16 protein-coding genes are annotated in these 15,562 nt (G+C 71.1%); 5 read left to right on the top strand and 11 right to left on the bottom strand.

What is annotated here, in order from left to right; all coding sequences use genetic code 11:
* Positions 1 to 183: 183 nt before the first annotated feature.
* The 7 genes from ACFV8T_RS43525 to ACFV8T_RS43495 all read right to left on the bottom strand — a co-directional run bounded on the left by ACFV8T_RS43525 (position 184) and on the right by ACFV8T_RS43495 (position 7,189).
* Positions 184 to 969, bottom strand: a complete 786-nt coding sequence (locus ACFV8T_RS43525) for an ABC transporter ATP-binding protein (RefSeq protein WP_266429761.1) — start codon at positions 967 to 969, stop codon at positions 184 to 186.
* Entirely contained in the window at positions 962 to 1,891 is a 930-nt protein-coding gene (locus ACFV8T_RS43520) for an ABC transporter permease (protein ID WP_385338929.1), read from the bottom strand. Before ACFV8T_RS43520 ends, ACFV8T_RS43525 begins: the two co-directional genes overlap by 8 nt.
* Positions 1,892 to 1,998: 107 nt before the next feature.
* On the bottom strand, positions 1,999 to 2,871 hold the full coding sequence (locus tag ACFV8T_RS43515) for a glycosyltransferase family 2 protein (RefSeq protein WP_385338926.1): 873 nt from the start codon (positions 2,869 to 2,871) through the stop codon (positions 1,999 to 2,001).
* Positions 2,872 to 2,879: 8 nt separating this feature from the next.
* A complete protein-coding gene (locus tag ACFV8T_RS43510) occupies positions 2,880 to 3,659 on the bottom strand; it encodes a CDP-alcohol phosphatidyltransferase family protein (protein WP_385338924.1) in 780 nt (259 codons plus the stop codon).
* A complete protein-coding gene (locus ACFV8T_RS43505) occupies positions 3,637 to 4,698 on the bottom strand; it encodes an iron-containing alcohol dehydrogenase family protein (protein WP_385338921.1) in 1,062 nt (353 codons plus the stop codon). Before ACFV8T_RS43505 ends, ACFV8T_RS43510 begins: the two co-directional genes overlap by 23 nt.
* Complete coding sequence (locus ACFV8T_RS43500) at positions 4,686 to 5,423, bottom strand: sugar phosphate nucleotidyltransferase (RefSeq protein ID WP_385338918.1); 738 nt, start codon at positions 5,421 to 5,423, stop codon at positions 4,686 to 4,688. Before ACFV8T_RS43500 ends, ACFV8T_RS43505 begins: the two co-directional genes overlap by 13 nt.
* The gene (locus tag ACFV8T_RS43495; protein WP_385338949.1) at positions 5,420 to 7,189 is read right to left on the bottom strand and encodes a DUF5941 domain-containing protein; all 1,770 of its coding nucleotides are present in this window, start codon (positions 7,187 to 7,189) and stop codon (positions 5,420 to 5,422) included. The genes ACFV8T_RS43500 and ACFV8T_RS43495 overlap by 4 nt, the downstream gene beginning before the upstream one ends.
* A 438-nt stretch (positions 7,190 to 7,627) precedes the next feature.
* Here ACFV8T_RS43495 and ACFV8T_RS43490 point away from each other — a divergent pair, with 438 nt between their 5' ends.
* The 3 genes from ACFV8T_RS43490 (at position 7,628) to idi (ending at position 10,787) form a co-directional block, all read left to right on the top strand.
* Entirely contained in the window at positions 7,628 to 8,569 is a 942-nt protein-coding gene (locus ACFV8T_RS43490; RefSeq protein ID WP_385338915.1) for a cation diffusion facilitator family transporter, read from the top strand.
* Positions 8,570 to 8,777: 208 nt separating this feature from the next.
* Positions 8,778 to 10,046: a GNAT family N-acetyltransferase gene (locus tag ACFV8T_RS43485; RefSeq protein WP_385338912.1), complete on the top strand. Its 1,269-nt coding sequence runs from the start codon at positions 8,778 to 8,780 to the stop codon at positions 10,044 to 10,046.
* Positions 10,047 to 10,193: 147 nt separating this feature from the next.
* Complete coding sequence (gene idi, locus ACFV8T_RS43480) at positions 10,194 to 10,787, top strand: isopentenyl-diphosphate Delta-isomerase (protein ID WP_385338909.1); 594 nt, start codon at positions 10,194 to 10,196, stop codon at positions 10,785 to 10,787.
* A gap of 27 nt (positions 10,788 to 10,814) precedes the next feature.
* On the opposite strand, the gene ACFV8T_RS43475 is transcribed toward idi, so the two are convergent.
* Together ACFV8T_RS43475 and ACFV8T_RS43470 are read right to left on the bottom strand one after the other, a co-directional pair.
* Complete coding sequence (locus ACFV8T_RS43475) at positions 10,815 to 11,270, bottom strand: ATP-binding protein (protein WP_385338906.1); 456 nt, start codon at positions 11,268 to 11,270, stop codon at positions 10,815 to 10,817.
* A gap of 134 nt (positions 11,271 to 11,404) precedes the next feature.
* Entirely contained in the window at positions 11,405 to 12,028 is a 624-nt protein-coding gene (locus ACFV8T_RS43470) for an HdeD family acid-resistance protein (protein WP_385338903.1), read from the bottom strand.
* Between the two features lie 78 nt (positions 12,029 to 12,106).
* Here ACFV8T_RS43470 and ACFV8T_RS43465 point away from each other — a divergent pair, with 78 nt between their 5' ends.
* Positions 12,107 to 12,859 (top strand): enoyl-CoA hydratase/isomerase family protein, encoded by a 753-nt coding sequence (locus ACFV8T_RS43465; protein ID WP_385338900.1) that lies wholly within the window; start codon positions 12,107 to 12,109, stop codon positions 12,857 to 12,859.
* 11 nt (positions 12,860 to 12,870) lie between these two features.
* On the opposite strand, the gene ACFV8T_RS43460 is transcribed toward ACFV8T_RS43465, so the two are convergent.
* Together ACFV8T_RS43460 and ACFV8T_RS43455 are read right to left on the bottom strand one after the other, a co-directional pair.
* Positions 12,871 to 13,506 (bottom strand): DJ-1/PfpI family protein, encoded by a 636-nt coding sequence (locus tag ACFV8T_RS43460; protein WP_385338897.1) that lies wholly within the window; start codon positions 13,504 to 13,506, stop codon positions 12,871 to 12,873.
* Positions 13,507 to 13,531: 25 nt separating this feature from the next.
* Positions 13,532 to 14,506, bottom strand: a complete 975-nt coding sequence (locus ACFV8T_RS43455; protein WP_385338894.1) for a GlxA family transcriptional regulator — start codon at positions 14,504 to 14,506, stop codon at positions 13,532 to 13,534.
* Positions 14,507 to 14,640: 134 nt separating this feature from the next.
* On the opposite strand from ACFV8T_RS43455, the gene ACFV8T_RS43450 reads away from it, so the two are divergent.
* Positions 14,641 to 15,504: a hypothetical protein gene (locus ACFV8T_RS43450; protein WP_385338891.1), complete on the top strand. Its 864-nt coding sequence runs from the start codon at positions 14,641 to 14,643 to the stop codon at positions 15,502 to 15,504.
* Positions 15,505 to 15,562 lie beyond the last annotated feature (58 nt).

Here is a 15,562-nt window from a genome sequence, read left to right as displayed (position 1 = left end):
GTTTGCGGGGGGGGTTTGGGGCGCCACGGGGGGGGGGGGGGGGGGTGGGGAGGCGGGGGGGGGAGGGGGAGGGGCAGGGGGGGGGGGGGGTGGGCGGGGGGTGGCCAACGGTCGGAAAACGGGGGTGCCCTTTGCGGGGGCACCGGAAGGGCCCGCCTGGACGTCGTGGGACCGGGAGGAGCGCTACTTCCCGGTCTCGCGCTCGTACGCCTTGAGCACCTCGTCCGTCGGGCCGTCCATCAGCAGCTCGCCCTTCTCCAGCCACAGCACCCGGTCACAGGTGTCCCTGATGGACTTGTTGCTGTGGCTGACCAGGAAGACGGTGCCGGCCTCCTTGCGGAGCTCCCTGATGCGCTTCTCGGAGCGGATCTGGAACTTGCGGTCACCGGTCGCCAGCGCCTCGTCGATCATGAGGACGTCGTGGTTCTTCGCGGCGGCGATGGAGAAGCGCAGGCGCGCGGCCATGCCGGAGGAGTACGTGCGCATCGGCAGGGTGATGAAGTCGCCCTTCTCGTTGATGCCGGAGAAGTCGACGATCCCCTGGTAGCGCTCGTGGATCTCCTCGCGGGACATGCCCATCGCGAGACCGCCGAGCACCACGTTGCGCTCGCCGGTCAGATCGCTCATCAGCGCGGCGTTCACCCCGAGCAGCGAGGGCTGCCCGTCGGTGTAGACCTTGCCGTGCTCGGTCGGCAGCAGACCGGCGATGGCCCGCAGCAGCGTCGACTTGCCGGAACCGTTGGTCCCGATGAGGCCGATCGCCTCGCCCCGGTAGGCGGTGAAGGAGACACCGCGGACGGCGTGCACCTTGCGCACGCCGCGCGATTCGCCCTTGCCGCGGCGCAGGATCCGGCTCAGTGCCGCGGTGGCACTGCCCTTGCCTCCGCCGGCGCCGTTGACGCGGTACACGATGTGCACATCGTCGGCGATGACGGTGGGGACGCGCCCCGGAGTCTTGTCGTCAGCCACGGCCGTACCGTTCCTCTGCCTTCCAGAAGTACACGAAGCCCACGAGGCCTACGAGGACCGCCCAGGCGAGCGCCACGATCCAGACGTGCGCCGGCAGGTTCCCCGCGCCGTACCCGTCGATCAGCGCGAAGCGGATCAGGTCCATGTAGATGGCCGCCGGGTTGTACTGCAGCACGTCGGCGATCCAGTCCGGCTTGCTCTTGAGCATCACCGGGATCGAGAACATGACGCCCGACGCGTACATCCAGGTCCGCATGACGAACGGCATCAGCTGAGCGAGGTCGGGGGTCTTGCTGCCGAGCCTGGCCATGATCAGCGCCAGGCCGGTGTTGAAGACGAACTGCATGACCAGCGCCGGGACGATCAGCAGCCACGAGAGGCTCGGGTAGCTGCCGAAGGCGATGGCCACGGCCGCGAGCACGATCATCGAGAACAGCAGCTGCTGGAGCTGCTGGAGCGAGAACGAGATGGGCAGCGAGGCGCGCGGGAAGTGCAGCGCCCGGACCAGCCCCAGATTGCCGGAGATGGCCCGCACGCCCGCCATCACCGAACTCTGGGTGAAGGTGAAGACGAAGACCCCGGTCACCAGGAACGGGATGAAGACCTCCTGGGTCATTCCCTTCCGGGTGCCCAGGATCAGCCCGAAGATCAAGTAGTAGACCAGGGCGTTCAGCAGCGGTGTGGCCACCTGCCACACCTGGCCGAGCTTCGCCTGGCTGTACTGGGCGGTCAGCTTCGCCCTGGAGAACGCCATGATGAAGTGGCGCCGGCCCCAGAGCTGCCGGATGTACTCGAAGAGCCCTGGCCGGGCGCCGCTCACCGTCAGGCCGTACTTGGCGGCCATCTCGGCCGAGCCCAGGCCGTCGTCGGCGGATGGCGGGGTGCTCAATGCGACCGCACCATCATGGGTTGTGTCACTCACCAGATGAAACTCTCGTATTCAAGATGCGCAGCCAGTCGCGGGCGCGGTTCGGAGCGGACAGGTCCCGTGGAGAAAACGTACGTCCCATGCTCTCAGAGGTGAGCCTCTCAGATCACGGGAGGTCGGCCGAGTCGGGTCAGCCGCCACACCGTGCGCCATTTCATCGGACGGCGCGTTCCGCACGGCGTGGACCAGCCTTCCCGGAAGCCGCCGAGCCATGCCTTCAGCGCCGGGCCCGAGGGTTTGCGGAGCAGGGTCAGCAGCAGCCACACCCCGAGATAGACGGGCACCAGGGGCGCGGGCAGATTGCGCCGGGCCAGCCAGACCCGGTTGCGGGCCACCATGCGGTGGTACACCGCGTGCCGCGAGGGGGCGGTCGTCGGGTGGTTGAGCACCATGTCCGCGCGGTAGTCGATCATCCAGCCGGCGTCCAGTGCCCGCCAGGCGAGATCGGTCTCCTCGTGCGCGTAGAAGAACCGGCCGGGCAGCGGCCCGACCTCGGCGATGACCTTGGTACGCACGGCGTTGGCACCGCCGAGGAAAGTCGTCACTCGGGAGGAGCGCATCGGATCGGAGGCGCGCAGCCGCGGTACGTGGCGGCGCTGCGTGACACCGGTGTCCGGGTCGGCGATGCGGAAGCTGATGATGCCCAGCTCGGGATCGGCCTCGAAGGCCTGCCGGCACAGCTCGGCGGTGTCGGTGAGCGGCAGCAGTCCGTCGTCGTCGAGGAAGAGCAGGGCGTCGACGTCGGCGCCGGACGGGCCGAAGGCCTCGATCCCGACGTTGCGGCCGCCGGGGATGCCCAGGTTCTCGGGCAGCTCGACGGACCGCACCCCCGCGGGGACGTCCGGTACCGGGGCGCCGTTGCCCACGACCACCACCTCGATCCGGTCGCCGTCCTGCACGGCGACCGAATCGAGGAGGGCGCGGAGCTCTTCGGGGCGGTTGCCCATCGTGATGACGACAGCGCCGAGTTTCATGGGCGTGCTCACTTCAGCCTGCTCGACGCCAGGATCGACACCAGGTGCAGGAGCGTCTGCAACAGCGCGATGCCGGCCAGCACCGCGACCATGAGACGGCTGAAGAACAGGTCGTCACGGACCGCGTCGAGGACGGCGGCCGCCAGGATGACCAGCGACGCCTCGACCCCGAGGATCAGCCGGTGGAACTTGAGCGCGCCGGCGGCCCGGCGGGCGAGCGCCATCCCGGACGAGCGCGGCTCCGACGCGGCCTCCTTGACCGGCGGCAGTCCGCCCTGGTGCCGGGCGACCCCGACCAGGTCGGTCTCGGCCTTGATCAGGATGGCGCCGAGGGCCGCGAGCGTGCCCAGGAAGGCCCAGAGCCAGTCGATCCGTCCGGTGCCCCACAGGTCCGCGGCGCGCAGGCCGAAGCCGACCAGCACGGCCGCGTCGCAGAGGTACGCGCCGACCCGGTCCAGGTAGACCCCGCCCAGCGAGAACTGCTTCTTCCAGCGGGCCACCTCGCCGTCGACACAGTCGAGCAGCAGGTAGAGCTGGACCGCGAGCACCCCGAGCAGCGCGCCGGGAATGCCGGGAACGAGCAGGGCCGGTGCGGAGAGCACGCCCGCGACCGTCATCACGTAGGTCAGCTGGTTGGGCGTGACCCTGGTGTTCACCAGGTGCCGGTCGATGCGCAGCGAGATCTCGCGCATGTAGAGCCGACCCGCCCAGTGCTCACCGCTGCGCCGGTCCTTCACACCCGGGGGGTGCACGACCGGACGGAGTTCAGCTATGGATGGCTTTTGCATAGTCGGCGTACGCGTCCCTGATCTGGTCGGTGGACAGGTTGAGGTGTTCCAGGATCGTGAAGCGCCCCGGACGGGTCTGCGGGGCGTAGTCGACGGCCTGGACGAACTCGTCGGCGGTGAAGCCGATCTCTTCGGGCACGACCGGCAGCCCGTGGCGGCGCAGGGTGGCCGCCATGTGCAGCGACTCCTCGCGGGCGCCGCGCAGATGCATGGCGAAGCAGGCGCCGAGGCCGACCTGTTCGCCGTGGCTGGCCGCGCGCTTGGGGTACAGCAGGTCGAAGGCGTGGTTGATCTCGTGGCAGGCGCCCGAGGCCGGCCGGGAGTCCCCGGCGACGGACATCGAGATGCCGGTCAGTACGAGACCCTCGGCCAGCACCTTGAGGAAGGCGTCGTCGCCGATCCCGCCGGGGTGGCGCAGCACGGCCTCGCCGGCCTGGCGGGCCATGGCCGCGGCGAGACCGTCGATCTCCTCGCCCTTGACCTCGTGGGCGAGTTCCCAGTCGGCCACGCAGGAGATGTTGGAGACCGCGTCGCCGATGCCGGAGCGCACGAAGCGGGCCGGTGCCTGGCGGACGATGTCGAGGTCGATGACCACGGCGATCGGGGTGGGGACTCCGTAGGAGCCCCGGCCGTTGTCGTTGTCGAGCGTCGCGACGGGTGAGCAGAGGCCGTCGTGGGCGAGGTTCGTCGCGACCGCGACCATGGGCAGCCCGACCCGCGCCGCCGCGTACTTCGCCACGTCGACGATCTTGCCGCCGCCGAGGCCGACCACGGCGTCGTACCGGTTGCCCTTGATGTCGTCGGCCAGCTTGACCGCCGAGTCGAGGGTGCCGTCGGTCACGGGGTACCAGTGGGCGCCGGGCAGCGCGGGGGTCAGCCGCTCGCGCAGGGCGCGCCCCGAGCCGTCGCTGATCGCGACGGCGAGCTTGCCCGAGGCGGAGATCCGCTGGTCGGCGAGGAGACCGGCCAGATCGTCCAGGGCGCCGCGACGGATGTCGACGACGACCGGGGACGGGATGAGCCGGGTCAGTACTGGCACGCGATCTCACGGCCCTTCGCGAGGTCGTCGTGGTTGTCGATCTCCACCCACGTCACTTCGCCGATGGGGGCCACGTCGATGGTGAAGCCGCGGTTCACGAGCTCCTGGTAGCCGTCCTCGTAGTAGAGGTCGGGGTCGCGCTCGAAGGTCGCCCGCAGGGCGTCCGCGAGCTCCTCGGCGGCCTCGGGCTCGATGAGGGTGACGCCGATGTACTCACCGGTCGCGGTGGCCGGGTCCATCAGCTTGGTGATGCGCCGCACACCCTTGCCGTCCTCGGTGATGACCTTCATCTCCTCGTCGGCGAGGTGCTTCACCGTGTCGAGGGCGAGGACGATCCGCCAGCCGTCGCCGCGGGCGGCGAGCAGGGTCTTCTCGACGGAGACCGGGTGGACGGTGTCGCCGTTGGCCAGGATGACGCCGCGCTTGAGGACCTCGCGGGCGCACCACAGGGAGTAGGCGTTGTTCCACTCCTCGGCCTTGTCGTTGTCGATCAGGGTGAGGGTCACGCCGTACTTCGCCTCGAACTCGGCCTTGCGGTCGTACACGGCTTCCTTGCGGTAGCCGACGACGACGGCGACCTCGGTGAGACCGATCTCGGCGAAGTTGGCCAGCGTGAGATCCAGGACCGTCTTCTCGCCGTCGACAGGCACGAGCGCCTTCGGAAGCGTGTCGGTGTAGGGGCGCAGACGCCGTCCTGCACCGGCTGCCAGTACGAGGCCGATCATGCGGGTTCTCCTTCGTCGTGAACGGCGGGTGCTCCGGAGGACACCCAGAAGCGGATGGACTCCACGAGCACCACCAGTGCCACCGCCACAGCGAGCGTGGTGAGTGCCACGGTGAAAGCCGGATGCTGAGTGAATACGGCGGCGAGTACGGCCACCACCAGGGTGCGGCCCTCGTGCCCACCGATCGTGCGGACCAGCCACTGGGGCGGCGCGCCGGTGCCGCCGCGAATGCGGTACACCGTGTCGTAGTGATGGTAGGCGACGGCCGATACCAGCCCGAAGGCTGCGGGCAGGGCTCCCGGGACGTCGCTGCGGGCTGCGAGAACGAGGATGGTGCAGTACTCCGCCGCCCTGAATATCGGGGGTACGAGCCAGTCGAGGGCACCCTTGAGGGGGCGGGCCACCGCCACACCGGAGCAGATCGCGTAGAAGACCGCGGCGAAGATCATCTGCTTGCTGCCGAAGGGCTGCTGGAGCGCGGCGGCGATCAGCGCCCCCGCTCCGACGAGCGCGATCACCGGGGCGCTCCAGGCGCCGCCGATCCTGGGACCGTGTGCCGCGACGAACTGGGCGACCGGTCCGGAGTCGGCCAGCTCGGCGAGCGCCCGCGCGGCGCGGTCGGTGCGCTCGGCCTTGCGGGTCAGCGAGCGCAGCAGCCGTCCCGCGGTGGTGTAGCAGGCGGCGAAGGCGCAGCCGATGAGCAGGGCGTAGAAGACGATCCGGGGCGTGGTCACCGCGGTCAGTACCGCGATCATCGCCCAGCGCTCGCCGATCGGCAGCACTATCATCCGGCGCAGCCAGACGGTCCAGCCGACGCTGTCGAGCCGGTCGGAGAGTGCTGCCGTGGGGCTCGAATTGGCCACCGCGTCGTGGTTGGCCTCGTTGAACGAGAAGTCGATGACGTGCCGGCAGGCCTGGAGCACCATCGCGCCGAGGGCGAGCGCCCATACGTCGTCACCGCCGCGGGCGGCGCCGAGCGCGAGGCCGGCGTAGTACGCGTACTCCTTGGCCCGGTCGAAGGTCGCGTCCAGCCAGGCGCCCATCGTCGAGTACTGGAGCGAGTAGCGGGCGAGCTGCCCGTCGGTGCAGTCCAGGACGAAGGAGAAGAGCAGCAGCAGCCCGGCGGCGATGTAGCCGCCGCGGGTGCCGGTCGCCGCGCTGCCGGCCGCGATCAGCGCGGTCAGCAGGGACGCGGTGGTGACCTGGTTCGGTGTGAGGCCGCGGCGGGCGCACCAGCGGGCGATGTAGCGGGAGTACGGGCTGATGAAGAACGTGGTGAAGAAGCCGTCGTGGGCCTTCACGGCGCTGCGCAGCCGCACCGCCTCGTCGTCGACCGCGGCTCGGGCGGTCTCCGCCGCTTCGCGCGCGGGCCCGTCGACCGGGACGGCCGCGACCAGCGAGCCCAGTTCGGGGCGCTGCACGGCGGTGCCCCCGGTGTCCATGGTGACGGCGAGGCGGCCCGGCACGGTGCGGTCGGTGACCGGTGCGTCGGGCGTGCCCGTGGGCACTCCGGCGCCGACGGCCTCGGCGGTGGTGTCCAGGGCCCGGACGAGCGCGGGGCGCGCCTCCGGCTGCGCGGTGAGCGCGCCGGGCACGGTGGCGGCGGGGAAGCGCGGGTCGGTCAGTCCGAGCCGGAGGGCGTGGACATGGCCGACGAAACGGGGGTCGACCAGTGCGACGCGGTGGTCGGCGGGGACGGCCGAGAGCAGCCGTGCGGCCTCGGTCACATCGGCGGCGGCCTGTACGTCGAAGCCCAGTGACCGCAGATCGTCCGCGAGCGACGATCCGGGTACCGGTGCACCGGTGAGGATGGCGGTCGACAGACGAACTCACTCCTTGGTGCTGACGGGATCGGCGCGCGACAGTGCGGCCCGGATGCGGGCCGGCGACACGTCGGCAGAGGCTATCGGATGAACGGAAGCGCGAGTTCACTGACCGTTTGCGCTCTGTTCGGGGTGGACCGGCATCATGCGACGCCGCCCGCGATCATCATCGTCGATCGCCACCTCGCCTGACAAAACGCGAGGGCGGGGTCCCGCTCAGGGACATCGCGCCGCCGCCCTGACCTGCAAGCATTTCCGCAGGTCAGAGCATATGACAACGGTGTTCAGTACCGTGTTGCCGGATACCCCCCACCCGTAGTTGACTGGCAGTACCCGGGGCGACCGCGCCCGGGACCGCGAGAGCACCGGGAGGCGTTCCCCATGGGGGCAGGGCACGACCACGGACACACGCACGGCGGGCCGCCGCCCACCGGCACGGCAGCCGCCGCGTACAAGGGACGGCTGCGGATCGCGCTCTGCATCACACTCACCGTGATGGTCGTGGAGATCGTCGGCGGGGTGCTCGCCGACTCCCTCGCGCTGATCGCCGACGCGGCCCACATGGCGACCGACGCCCTCGGCCTGGGCATGGCGCTGCTGGCGATCCACTTCGCCAACCGGCCGGCCGGGCTGAACCGCACCTTCGGCTACGCCCGCGCCGAGATCCTCGCCGCGCTCGCCAACTGTCTGCTGCTGCTCGGCGTGGGCGGCTTCCTGCTCTTCGAGGCCGTCGAGCGCTTCATCACCCCGGCCGAGACCAGGGGCGGGCTGACGATCGCCTTCGCCCTGGTCGGCATGGTCGCCAACATGGTCTCCCTGTCGTTGCTGATGCGCGGACAGAAGGACAGTCTCAATGTGCGCGGCGCCTATCTGGAGGTGCTCGCGGACACGCTCGGCTCGTTCGCGGTGCTGGTCTCGGCGGGGATCATCCTGGCCACCGGCTGGCAGGCCGCCGACCCGATCGCCTCGCTGGTCATCGGCCTGATGATCGTCCCCCGCACCGTGAAACTGCTCAGGGAGACGCTCAACGTGCTGCTGGAGTCGGCGCCCAAGGGGGTCGACATGGGTGAGGTACGGGCCCACATCACCGCCCTGCCCGGAGTGCTGGACGTCCATGACCTGCACGCCTGGACGATCACGTCGGGAATGCCGGTGCTCTCCGCCCATGTGGTGGTGCGCCAGGACATGCTCGACTCGATCGGGCACGAGAAGCTCCTCCACGAGCTGCAGGGCTGCCTCGGTGTCCACTTCGACGTGGAGCACTGCACCTTCCAGCTGGAGCCGAGCGGTCATGCCGAGCACGAGGCCAGGCTCTGCCACTGAAGTCCCCGCCCGGCGGGGCCGTGTAGGGTATTCGCAGAGGCGTTCGGCCTCCCCATGTGCGAGAGAGGAGCTGAGGTTGATGACCGTCGCGACGGTGCCTGCCCGGCGCAGCATCCGGTCCTTCCTCATCTCCCGGGTTCTCGGCTGACCCCCGACTCGCACCGGGTCGACACGTTGGCCTGAGCCCTCGTACCCAAGGGTTCCCACGTTGACCGACAACGATCACGCCGTCCGTACCGAGGCGTTCTTCTCCCTGCACCACGGCCTGCCCCGGCAGAGCCCCGGCTCCGATGCCACCACCCGGCGACTGCTGGAACTCACCGGCCCGTTGCCGAGCCGTCCGCGCGTCCTGGATCTGGGCTGCGGACCCGGCCGCGCCGCGCTGCTCCTCGTCGCCGAGGCCGGCGCCGAGGTGACCGCCGTCGACCTCCACCAGCCGTTCCTCGACGAACTGCGCGAGGCGGCCGACGCCCGCGGGCTCGGCGACCGGGTCCGTACGGTCCGGGCCGACATGGCCGAGCTGTCCGGTCCCGACTTCCCCGACGGGTCGTTCGACCTCGTCTGGGCCGAGGGGTCCGCGTACATCATCGGTTTCGACACCGCGCTGCGTGACTGGAAGCGACTGCTCGCCCCGGGCGGCTCCCTCGTCGTCAGCGAGTGCGTCTGGACGACGGACGCGCCGACGGCCGAGGCGCGCGCCTTCTGGGAGCAGGAGACGTCGATGCGCCCCGTGGCGGGCAACACCGCCGCGGCCGTGGCGGCCGGCTACCACGTCCTCGCCGTGGGACTGCAGCCCGACAGCGACTGGGACGAGTACTACGTCCCGCTCGCCGAGCGCGTCGGGGCCGCCGACGCCTCGGCTGCCGGCATGGCGTGGGCGCTCGCGGCGACCCGCGAGGAGCTGGTCATGCGGCGCGACCACGGCACGGAGTACGGCTACGCCTGCTTCGTGCTGCGCCCCGTCGACCCCCGCTGGACGACCCGGCCGGAGACGGCGGCCGACGCGGCGGCGGTGCACGCGGTCAACGCCGCCGCGTTCCCGACGCCGGACGAGGCCGCTCTCGTCGACGCGCTGCGCGCCGATCCGGCGGCCTGGCTGCCCGGTCTCGGCCAGGTCGCCACGGACGGTCCGGACGGGGACGTCGCGGCGTACGCCCTGCTGACCCGGTGCCGGGTCGGGGACGCGCCGGCTCTCGCGCTGGCCCCGGTGGCGACGGCGCCGGAGCACCAGCGCCGGGGTGCGGGTCGGGCCGTGGTGCGGGCGGTGCTCGACGCGGCCAGGCTGCGCGGCGAGTCACTCGTCCTGGTGCTCGGCCATCCCGGGTACTACCCGAGGTTCGGTTTCGTGCCGGCGTCGCGGTACGGGATCCGGCCGGGCTTCGACGTCCCGGACGAGGCGATGATGGCCCTGGTGCTCGACGACTCCGCGCCGGTGCCGCAGGGCACGATCCACTACCCGGCCGCCTTCGGCGTCTGACGTACCGTCCGGCCCCGCCGCGCGTCGTGGTGCGGCGGGACCGGACATGCCAGACCCCGAGGTGCGGACAAGCGGCTTTTGTACGGCAGACTTGAGCGGACTCGACGGGACCGGCGCACCGGGCCGGGACCATAGCGAAGGATGGGTATGCCGACCACACCAGCCACCGCGGCGCACAGCTCGTCGAACGGCACAGCAGAAGTGATCATGCTCGAACTGGTCGATGAGGACGGCACCACCATCGGTACGGCGGAGAAGCTCGCCGCCCATCAGCCGCCCGGTCAGCTGCACCGCGCCTTCTCGGTCTTCCTCTTCGACGAGCAGGGCAGGCTGCTGCTCCAGCGCCGTGCGCTCGGCAAGTACCACTCCCCCGGTGTCTGGTCGAACACCTGCTGCGGCCACCCCTATCCCGGTGAGGCGCCCTTCGCCGCCGCCGCCCGGCGTACGTACGAGGAGCTGGGGGTCTCGCCCTCCCTGCTGGCCGAGGCGGGCACGGTCCGCTACAACCACCCCGACCCGGCTTCCGGTCTGGTGGAGCAGGAGTTCAACCATCTCTTCGTGGGAATGGCGCAGGACCGGCTGGACCCGGACCCGGAGGAGGTGGGCGAGACCGCGTTCGTGACGGCCGAGGAGCTCGCCGAGCGGCATGCCCGGTCGCCGTTCTCGGCCTGGTTCATGACGGTGCTGGACGCCGCGCGTCCGGCGATCAGGGAGCTGACCGGACCGTCCGCCGGCTGGTGACGGGCGGACGGCACCGGGTGCGGGCGGTCAGGGTCGCAAACTCAGCGGCAGCGCCGCCCAGATGATCTTTCCGCCGCCTGCGGTGTGCTCCACATCGCAGGCCCCGCCCGCTTCCCGGGTGATCTCCCGGACCAGCAGCAGACCGCGCCCGCCGGTCTGCGCGTGGTCCGTCTCCAGGGCCGTCGGACGGTAGGGATGGTTGTCCTCGACGGACACCCTGATCCATTCCTGGCCGACGGCCACCTCGACGGCGAGCTCCGGCGAGAGCAGCGCGGCGTGCTTCACCGCGTTGGTGACCAGCTCGGAGACTATGAGCAGCAGGCCCTCGGCGATGTCGTCGTCCAGCGGCACGCCCTGGCGTTTCAGCAGATCGCGCACCGCGTGCCGGGCCTGCGGTACGGAGACGTCCACGGCCGGGGCGGTGAACCGCCAGACTCCCTCGTACGACACGGGCCGGGCGGGGACACTCCCGCGGCTCTCCATAGTCCGGTACCCGCTCTCACTCGATGGTGACTGCACGTCGAGTACAGAGTGCGGGGCGTAGTCGGTCCGGGCCGTGCCACTGAACAGAAGTCGACTCCTATCGACATGTTTTGACCGGACAGCACCCCAAAGACTCAATCATTGGACCGCTTCTGCTCGTCTCGCGGGGGTGAGTCGGGCAGCTCTCCGGTCACCCTCTGTTCCGAGACCATGGAGACGATGCGGCGTCCGCCCACCCCCATCGCGATCAGGCCGAGCCCGTCGAAGAGCAGCGCCAGCGAGAAGAAGAGGCCCAGCACGTAGAGGCTGCTGTGCGGCCAGTCGAAGAGCACCAGCAGCCCCAGCAGCAGGCCGAAGGCTCCTTGCAGCAGCGTCCAGCCGAACTGCGGGCCGCGCACCACGACGCTGCCGACGAGGCGGAACACCCCTCCGGTCAGGAAGAGCAGCGCGGCGAACATGGTCAGCGCCTCCGCGGTGCCGTGCGGGTGGCGGATGACGACGACTCCGGCGGCGATGTTCAGCGCGGCCACCACGACGCCCAGCCAGAAGTAGTCGGTGCCGCGGGAATCGATGGCGTGCAGCAGTCCGACGAGGCCGCCGATCAGCAGCAGCCAGCCGAACAGGATCATCGAGGTCAGCGTCGCGACGCCGGTGTAGACGAGACCGACGAGGCCGGCCACGACGAGAAGGGTGCCGAGCAGGGCGAGCCAGCCGAAGCTGCGGCTCAGCCTCCTGCCCTCGGTTGCGGGATCGGCCACGAGAAGCTCCTCACGGTGCGTGCCTGGTGCGACCCCTTCTTGATCATAGGTTCGAACCGTACGGATAGCATCCGGCGCATGGACCGTACCGAACCCGGGCTGGAGCACGCCGTCGTGGACGGCGTCGCCACCGTCGTCATCAGCAACCCCGCCAAACGCAATGCGATGACGGCCGCGATGTGGAGCGCGCTGCCCGGTCTGCTGGAGCGGCTGGCGGCCGATCCCGCGGTCGGGGTGCTGGTACTGACGGGTGCCGGGGACACCTTCTGCGCCGGTGCGGACATCGCCTCGCTCCGGGACCCGGCGGACGATCCGCAGGCGCTCGCCGTGGCGGCCGAGGAGGCGCTGGCGGCGTTCCCCCGGCCGACACTCGCGGTGATCCGGGGCTACTGCGTGGGCGGCGGCAGCCAGTTGGCGGCCGCCTGCGATCTGCGGTTCGCCGAGGAGGGCGCGTCCTTCGGTGTCACGCCGGCCAAGCTCGGTGTCGTGTACGCCGCGTCCTCGACCCGGCGGCTGGTGGCGCTGACCGGACCGGCCACGGCGAAGCATCTGCTGTTCTCCGGCGAGCTGATCGACACCGCGCGGGCGCTGCGTACCGGTCTGGTCGACGAGGTGCTGCCGGCCGGCAAGCTGGACAAGCGGGTCGAGGCGTACGTACGAACCCTGGTGGCCCGCTCGCGGCTGACGCAGGCGGCGGCCAAGGAGTTCGCCGCCGGGCGCGAGGACCGGGACGCGTACTGGGCGGAGCAGGCGCGCCGCGGCGGCGACACCGCGGAGGGTGTCGCCGCCTTTCTGGAGCGTCGCGCGCCGCGCTTCACCTGGACGGATTGACGGACCGCGCCCTACTGGAGGAGGTAGTGGCGCTGGGCGCGGAACTTCTCGACCATGGCCGCCGGGGCCTTCTCCGGCGAGCCCGCGTCGTACGGCGGCTGCGGGTCGTACTCGGTCAGCAGCTGTACGGCCAGGGCGTGCTCGTCGCCCGAGATCCGGCCTGCCAGGGTGAGACCCATGTCGATGCCGGACGAGACGCCCGCCGCGGTGACGTACTTGCCGTCGATGACGACACGCTCGCCGGTCGGCTCGGCACCGAGCTCCTTCAGCACGTCCAGCAGGAGCCAGTGCGAGGTGGCGCGCCGGCCGGTCAGCAGTCCGGCCGCGGCGAGCAGCAGCGAGCCGGTGCAGACGGAGGTGGTCCAGGTGCTGGTGGCATCGGCGGTGCGCAGCCAGCCGAGCAGCGCCTCGTTCTCCATCTGGTCGCGCTGGCCGGGGCCGCCGGGCACGATCACCACGTCCGGGGCGGGCACGTCGGCGAGGGTCTTTTCGGCGACGAGCGCGAGGGTGCCGGTGTCGTTGCGCACGGGGCCGGTCCGCTCGGCCACGAACACGGTCTCGGCGCCGGGGGTGCGGGCGAGCATCTCGTGGGGGCCCACCGCGTCGAGTGCGGTGAAACGGTCGAAGAGGACGATGGCGATCTGCATGGGGTTCCCTTTCGCGGTCGAGCGGTCAGGCGGTCGGTCGGTCGGTGGCGGGATGGGTACGGAAGCGTCGGCGGTATTCGGTGGGCGCGGTGCCCAGGGCCTTGATGAACGCGCGGCGCATGGCCTCCGGGGTGCCGTAGCCGCAGGCGCGTGAGATGCCGGTGACACCGTCGGTGGTGTCCTCCAACAGCCTGCGGGCCTGTTCGAGGCGTACGCGGTCGACGTAGCGGCCCGGCGTGAGGCCCGTCTCGGACTGGAAGGCGCGCGCGAAATGGCGGGGCGAGAGGCGGGCCCGCGCGGCGAGCGCCTCGACGCAGAGGTCCTCGCCGGGGTTCTCGGTGATCCAGTGCTGGACCTCGCGCAGTGGTTCGCGCCGGGCGGTCTGGGCGGTGAGCTGGGCGCTGAACTGGGCCTGGTTGCCGGGCCTGCGCAGAAAGACCACGAGGTGCCGGGCGATGCCGAGCGCGATGTCCCTGCCGTGGTCCTCCTCGACGAGTGCGAGGGCCAGGTCGATACCGGCGGTGACTCCGGCGGAGGTGGCCAGCCTGCCGTCGCGTACGAAGATCGGGTCCGGGTCGACCTCGACGGCCGGGTGACTGCGGGCGAGGTGCTCGCAGACGGTCCAGTGCGTGGTCACCCGGTGCCCGTCCAGCAGTCCGGCCTCGGCGAGCAGCAGTGCGCCCGTGCAGACGGAGACGAGCCGTTCGGCGTGCGGCGCGTGCGCCCGCAGCCAGTCGACGAGTGCCGGGTCGGGGTTGCGGGTGCCCTCGCCGCCGGGGACGAGGAGGGTATGGGGCCGTTCGGCGTCGGCGAGGCCGCCGTCCGGGACGAGGGCGAGGCCGCTGCTCGTACGGACCTGGGCGCCGTCGAGCGAGGCGGTGCGCAGTACGTACCCGGCCCCGGGGAAGCGGGAGGCCCCGGCGAAGACCTCCACCGGCCCGGTGACATCGAGGCTCTGGACGCCGTCGTAGAGGACGACGAGTACGGATCGCTGCGTCATGACTGCCATCCTGGTCGAGCCGGAGTATGGCCGCAATGACGAAGAACCCACCTTTTCTGCCATGCCACGATCACCGTGAAGTACGACGCCGCCCGGGGTTACCAGGCGTACCGACCGGTCGGTAATGTGCCCTCATGAGTACTCTGCCGCCTCGCGCCGGACGCCGCTGTCACAACGCCATCAACCCGCTGCACTCGACGGTCTACTTCTCCCCCGACCTCGGCAAGGAGCTCGGGGAGCTCGGCATCGACGACTCGAACGCCGTCTACTTCGCCGCGCGTTCGGCGGCGATGGGCGCCGTCGGTCCGGGCACGGTCACCGCCGCGTTCTACAACTTCAACCACGACCTCGTGGCCCGGCACCTGCCCGCCGTATGGTCCGTCGCCTCGCCGCAGGCGGTCCTGGACGCCCGGCTGCGCGCCGCCGACACCACCCTGCGGCGGCTGCTGGGCGAGGAGATCATCGCCTCCCCGGAACTGGCCGAGGCGGCCGAACTGGCGCTGCGCGCGACCGAGGGGTGCACCCGACACGCCCGGCCGCTCTACGCCGCGCATGCCGATCTCCCGGTGCCCGAGCAGCCGCATCTGGCGTACTGGCACGCCGGCACGCTGCTGCGCGAACACCGCGGCGACGGCCACCTCGCCGCGCTCCTGACCGCCGGGCTCGACCCGCTGGAGGCACTGGTCAGCCACACGGCGTCCGGCAAGGGGATGTCCTCGCGCTGGGTGCTCGCCACCCGCGGCTGGCACCGCGACGACTGGGACGAGGCCTGCGAGCGGCTGCTCGGGCGCGGACTCCTGGACGCCGAGGGCGAGTTGACGGAGGCGGGCGTCGCGCTCCGCTCGGAGCTGGAGGAGGCCACGGACCGGCTGGACGCGGCTCCGTACGAGCACCTGGGCGCGGAGGGTGTGGAGCGGATGACCGAGCTGGGGCGCGGGTTCCTGTTCACTGCGGCGTCGGCGGGCGCGTTCCCGCCCGATCTGATGGGCAAGGGCTGAGAACCGGGTCGGGCCGACAACGGGGGTGGGGGGGGGGGGAGAGGGACGGACGCACACA

Source organism: Streptomyces sp. NPDC059832 (assembly GCF_042731715.1).
In the GTDB taxonomy this organism is placed as follows: Bacteria; Actinomycetota; Actinomycetes; order Streptomycetales; family Streptomycetaceae; genus Streptomyces.
This window is presented reverse-complemented; position numbering and strand designations above follow the sequence as displayed.

Coding starts and splice junctions, on each gene's coding strand:
- ACFV8T_RS43515 (WP_385338926.1), bottom strand. CDS start 2,871: ATGAAACTCGGCGCTGTCGTCATCACGATGGGCAACCGCCCCGAAGAG.
- ACFV8T_RS43510 (WP_385338924.1), bottom strand. CDS start 3,659: ATGCAAAAGCCATCCATAGCTGAACTCCGTCCGGTCGTGCACCCCCCG.
- ACFV8T_RS43500 (WP_385338918.1), bottom strand. CDS start 5,423: ATGATCGGCCTCGTACTGGCAGCCGGTGCAGGACGGCGTCTGCGCCCC.
- ACFV8T_RS43490 (WP_385338915.1), top strand. CDS start 7,628: ATGGGGGCAGGGCACGACCACGGACACACGCACGGCGGGCCGCCGCCC.
- idi (WP_385338909.1), top strand. CDS start 10,194: ATGCCGACCACACCAGCCACCGCGGCGCACAGCTCGTCGAACGGCACA.
- ACFV8T_RS43475 (WP_385338906.1), bottom strand. CDS start 11,270: ATGGAGAGCCGCGGGAGTGTCCCCGCCCGGCCCGTGTCGTACGAGGGA.
- ACFV8T_RS43465 (WP_385338900.1), top strand. CDS start 12,107: ATGGACCGTACCGAACCCGGGCTGGAGCACGCCGTCGTGGACGGCGTC.
- ACFV8T_RS43460 (WP_385338897.1), bottom strand. CDS start 13,506: ATGCAGATCGCCATCGTCCTCTTCGACCGTTTCACCGCACTCGACGCG.
- ACFV8T_RS43455 (WP_385338894.1), bottom strand. CDS start 14,506: ATGACGCAGCGATCCGTACTCGTCGTCCTCTACGACGGCGTCCAGAGC.
- ACFV8T_RS43450 (WP_385338891.1), top strand. CDS start 14,641: ATGAGTACTCTGCCGCCTCGCGCCGGACGCCGCTGTCACAACGCCATC.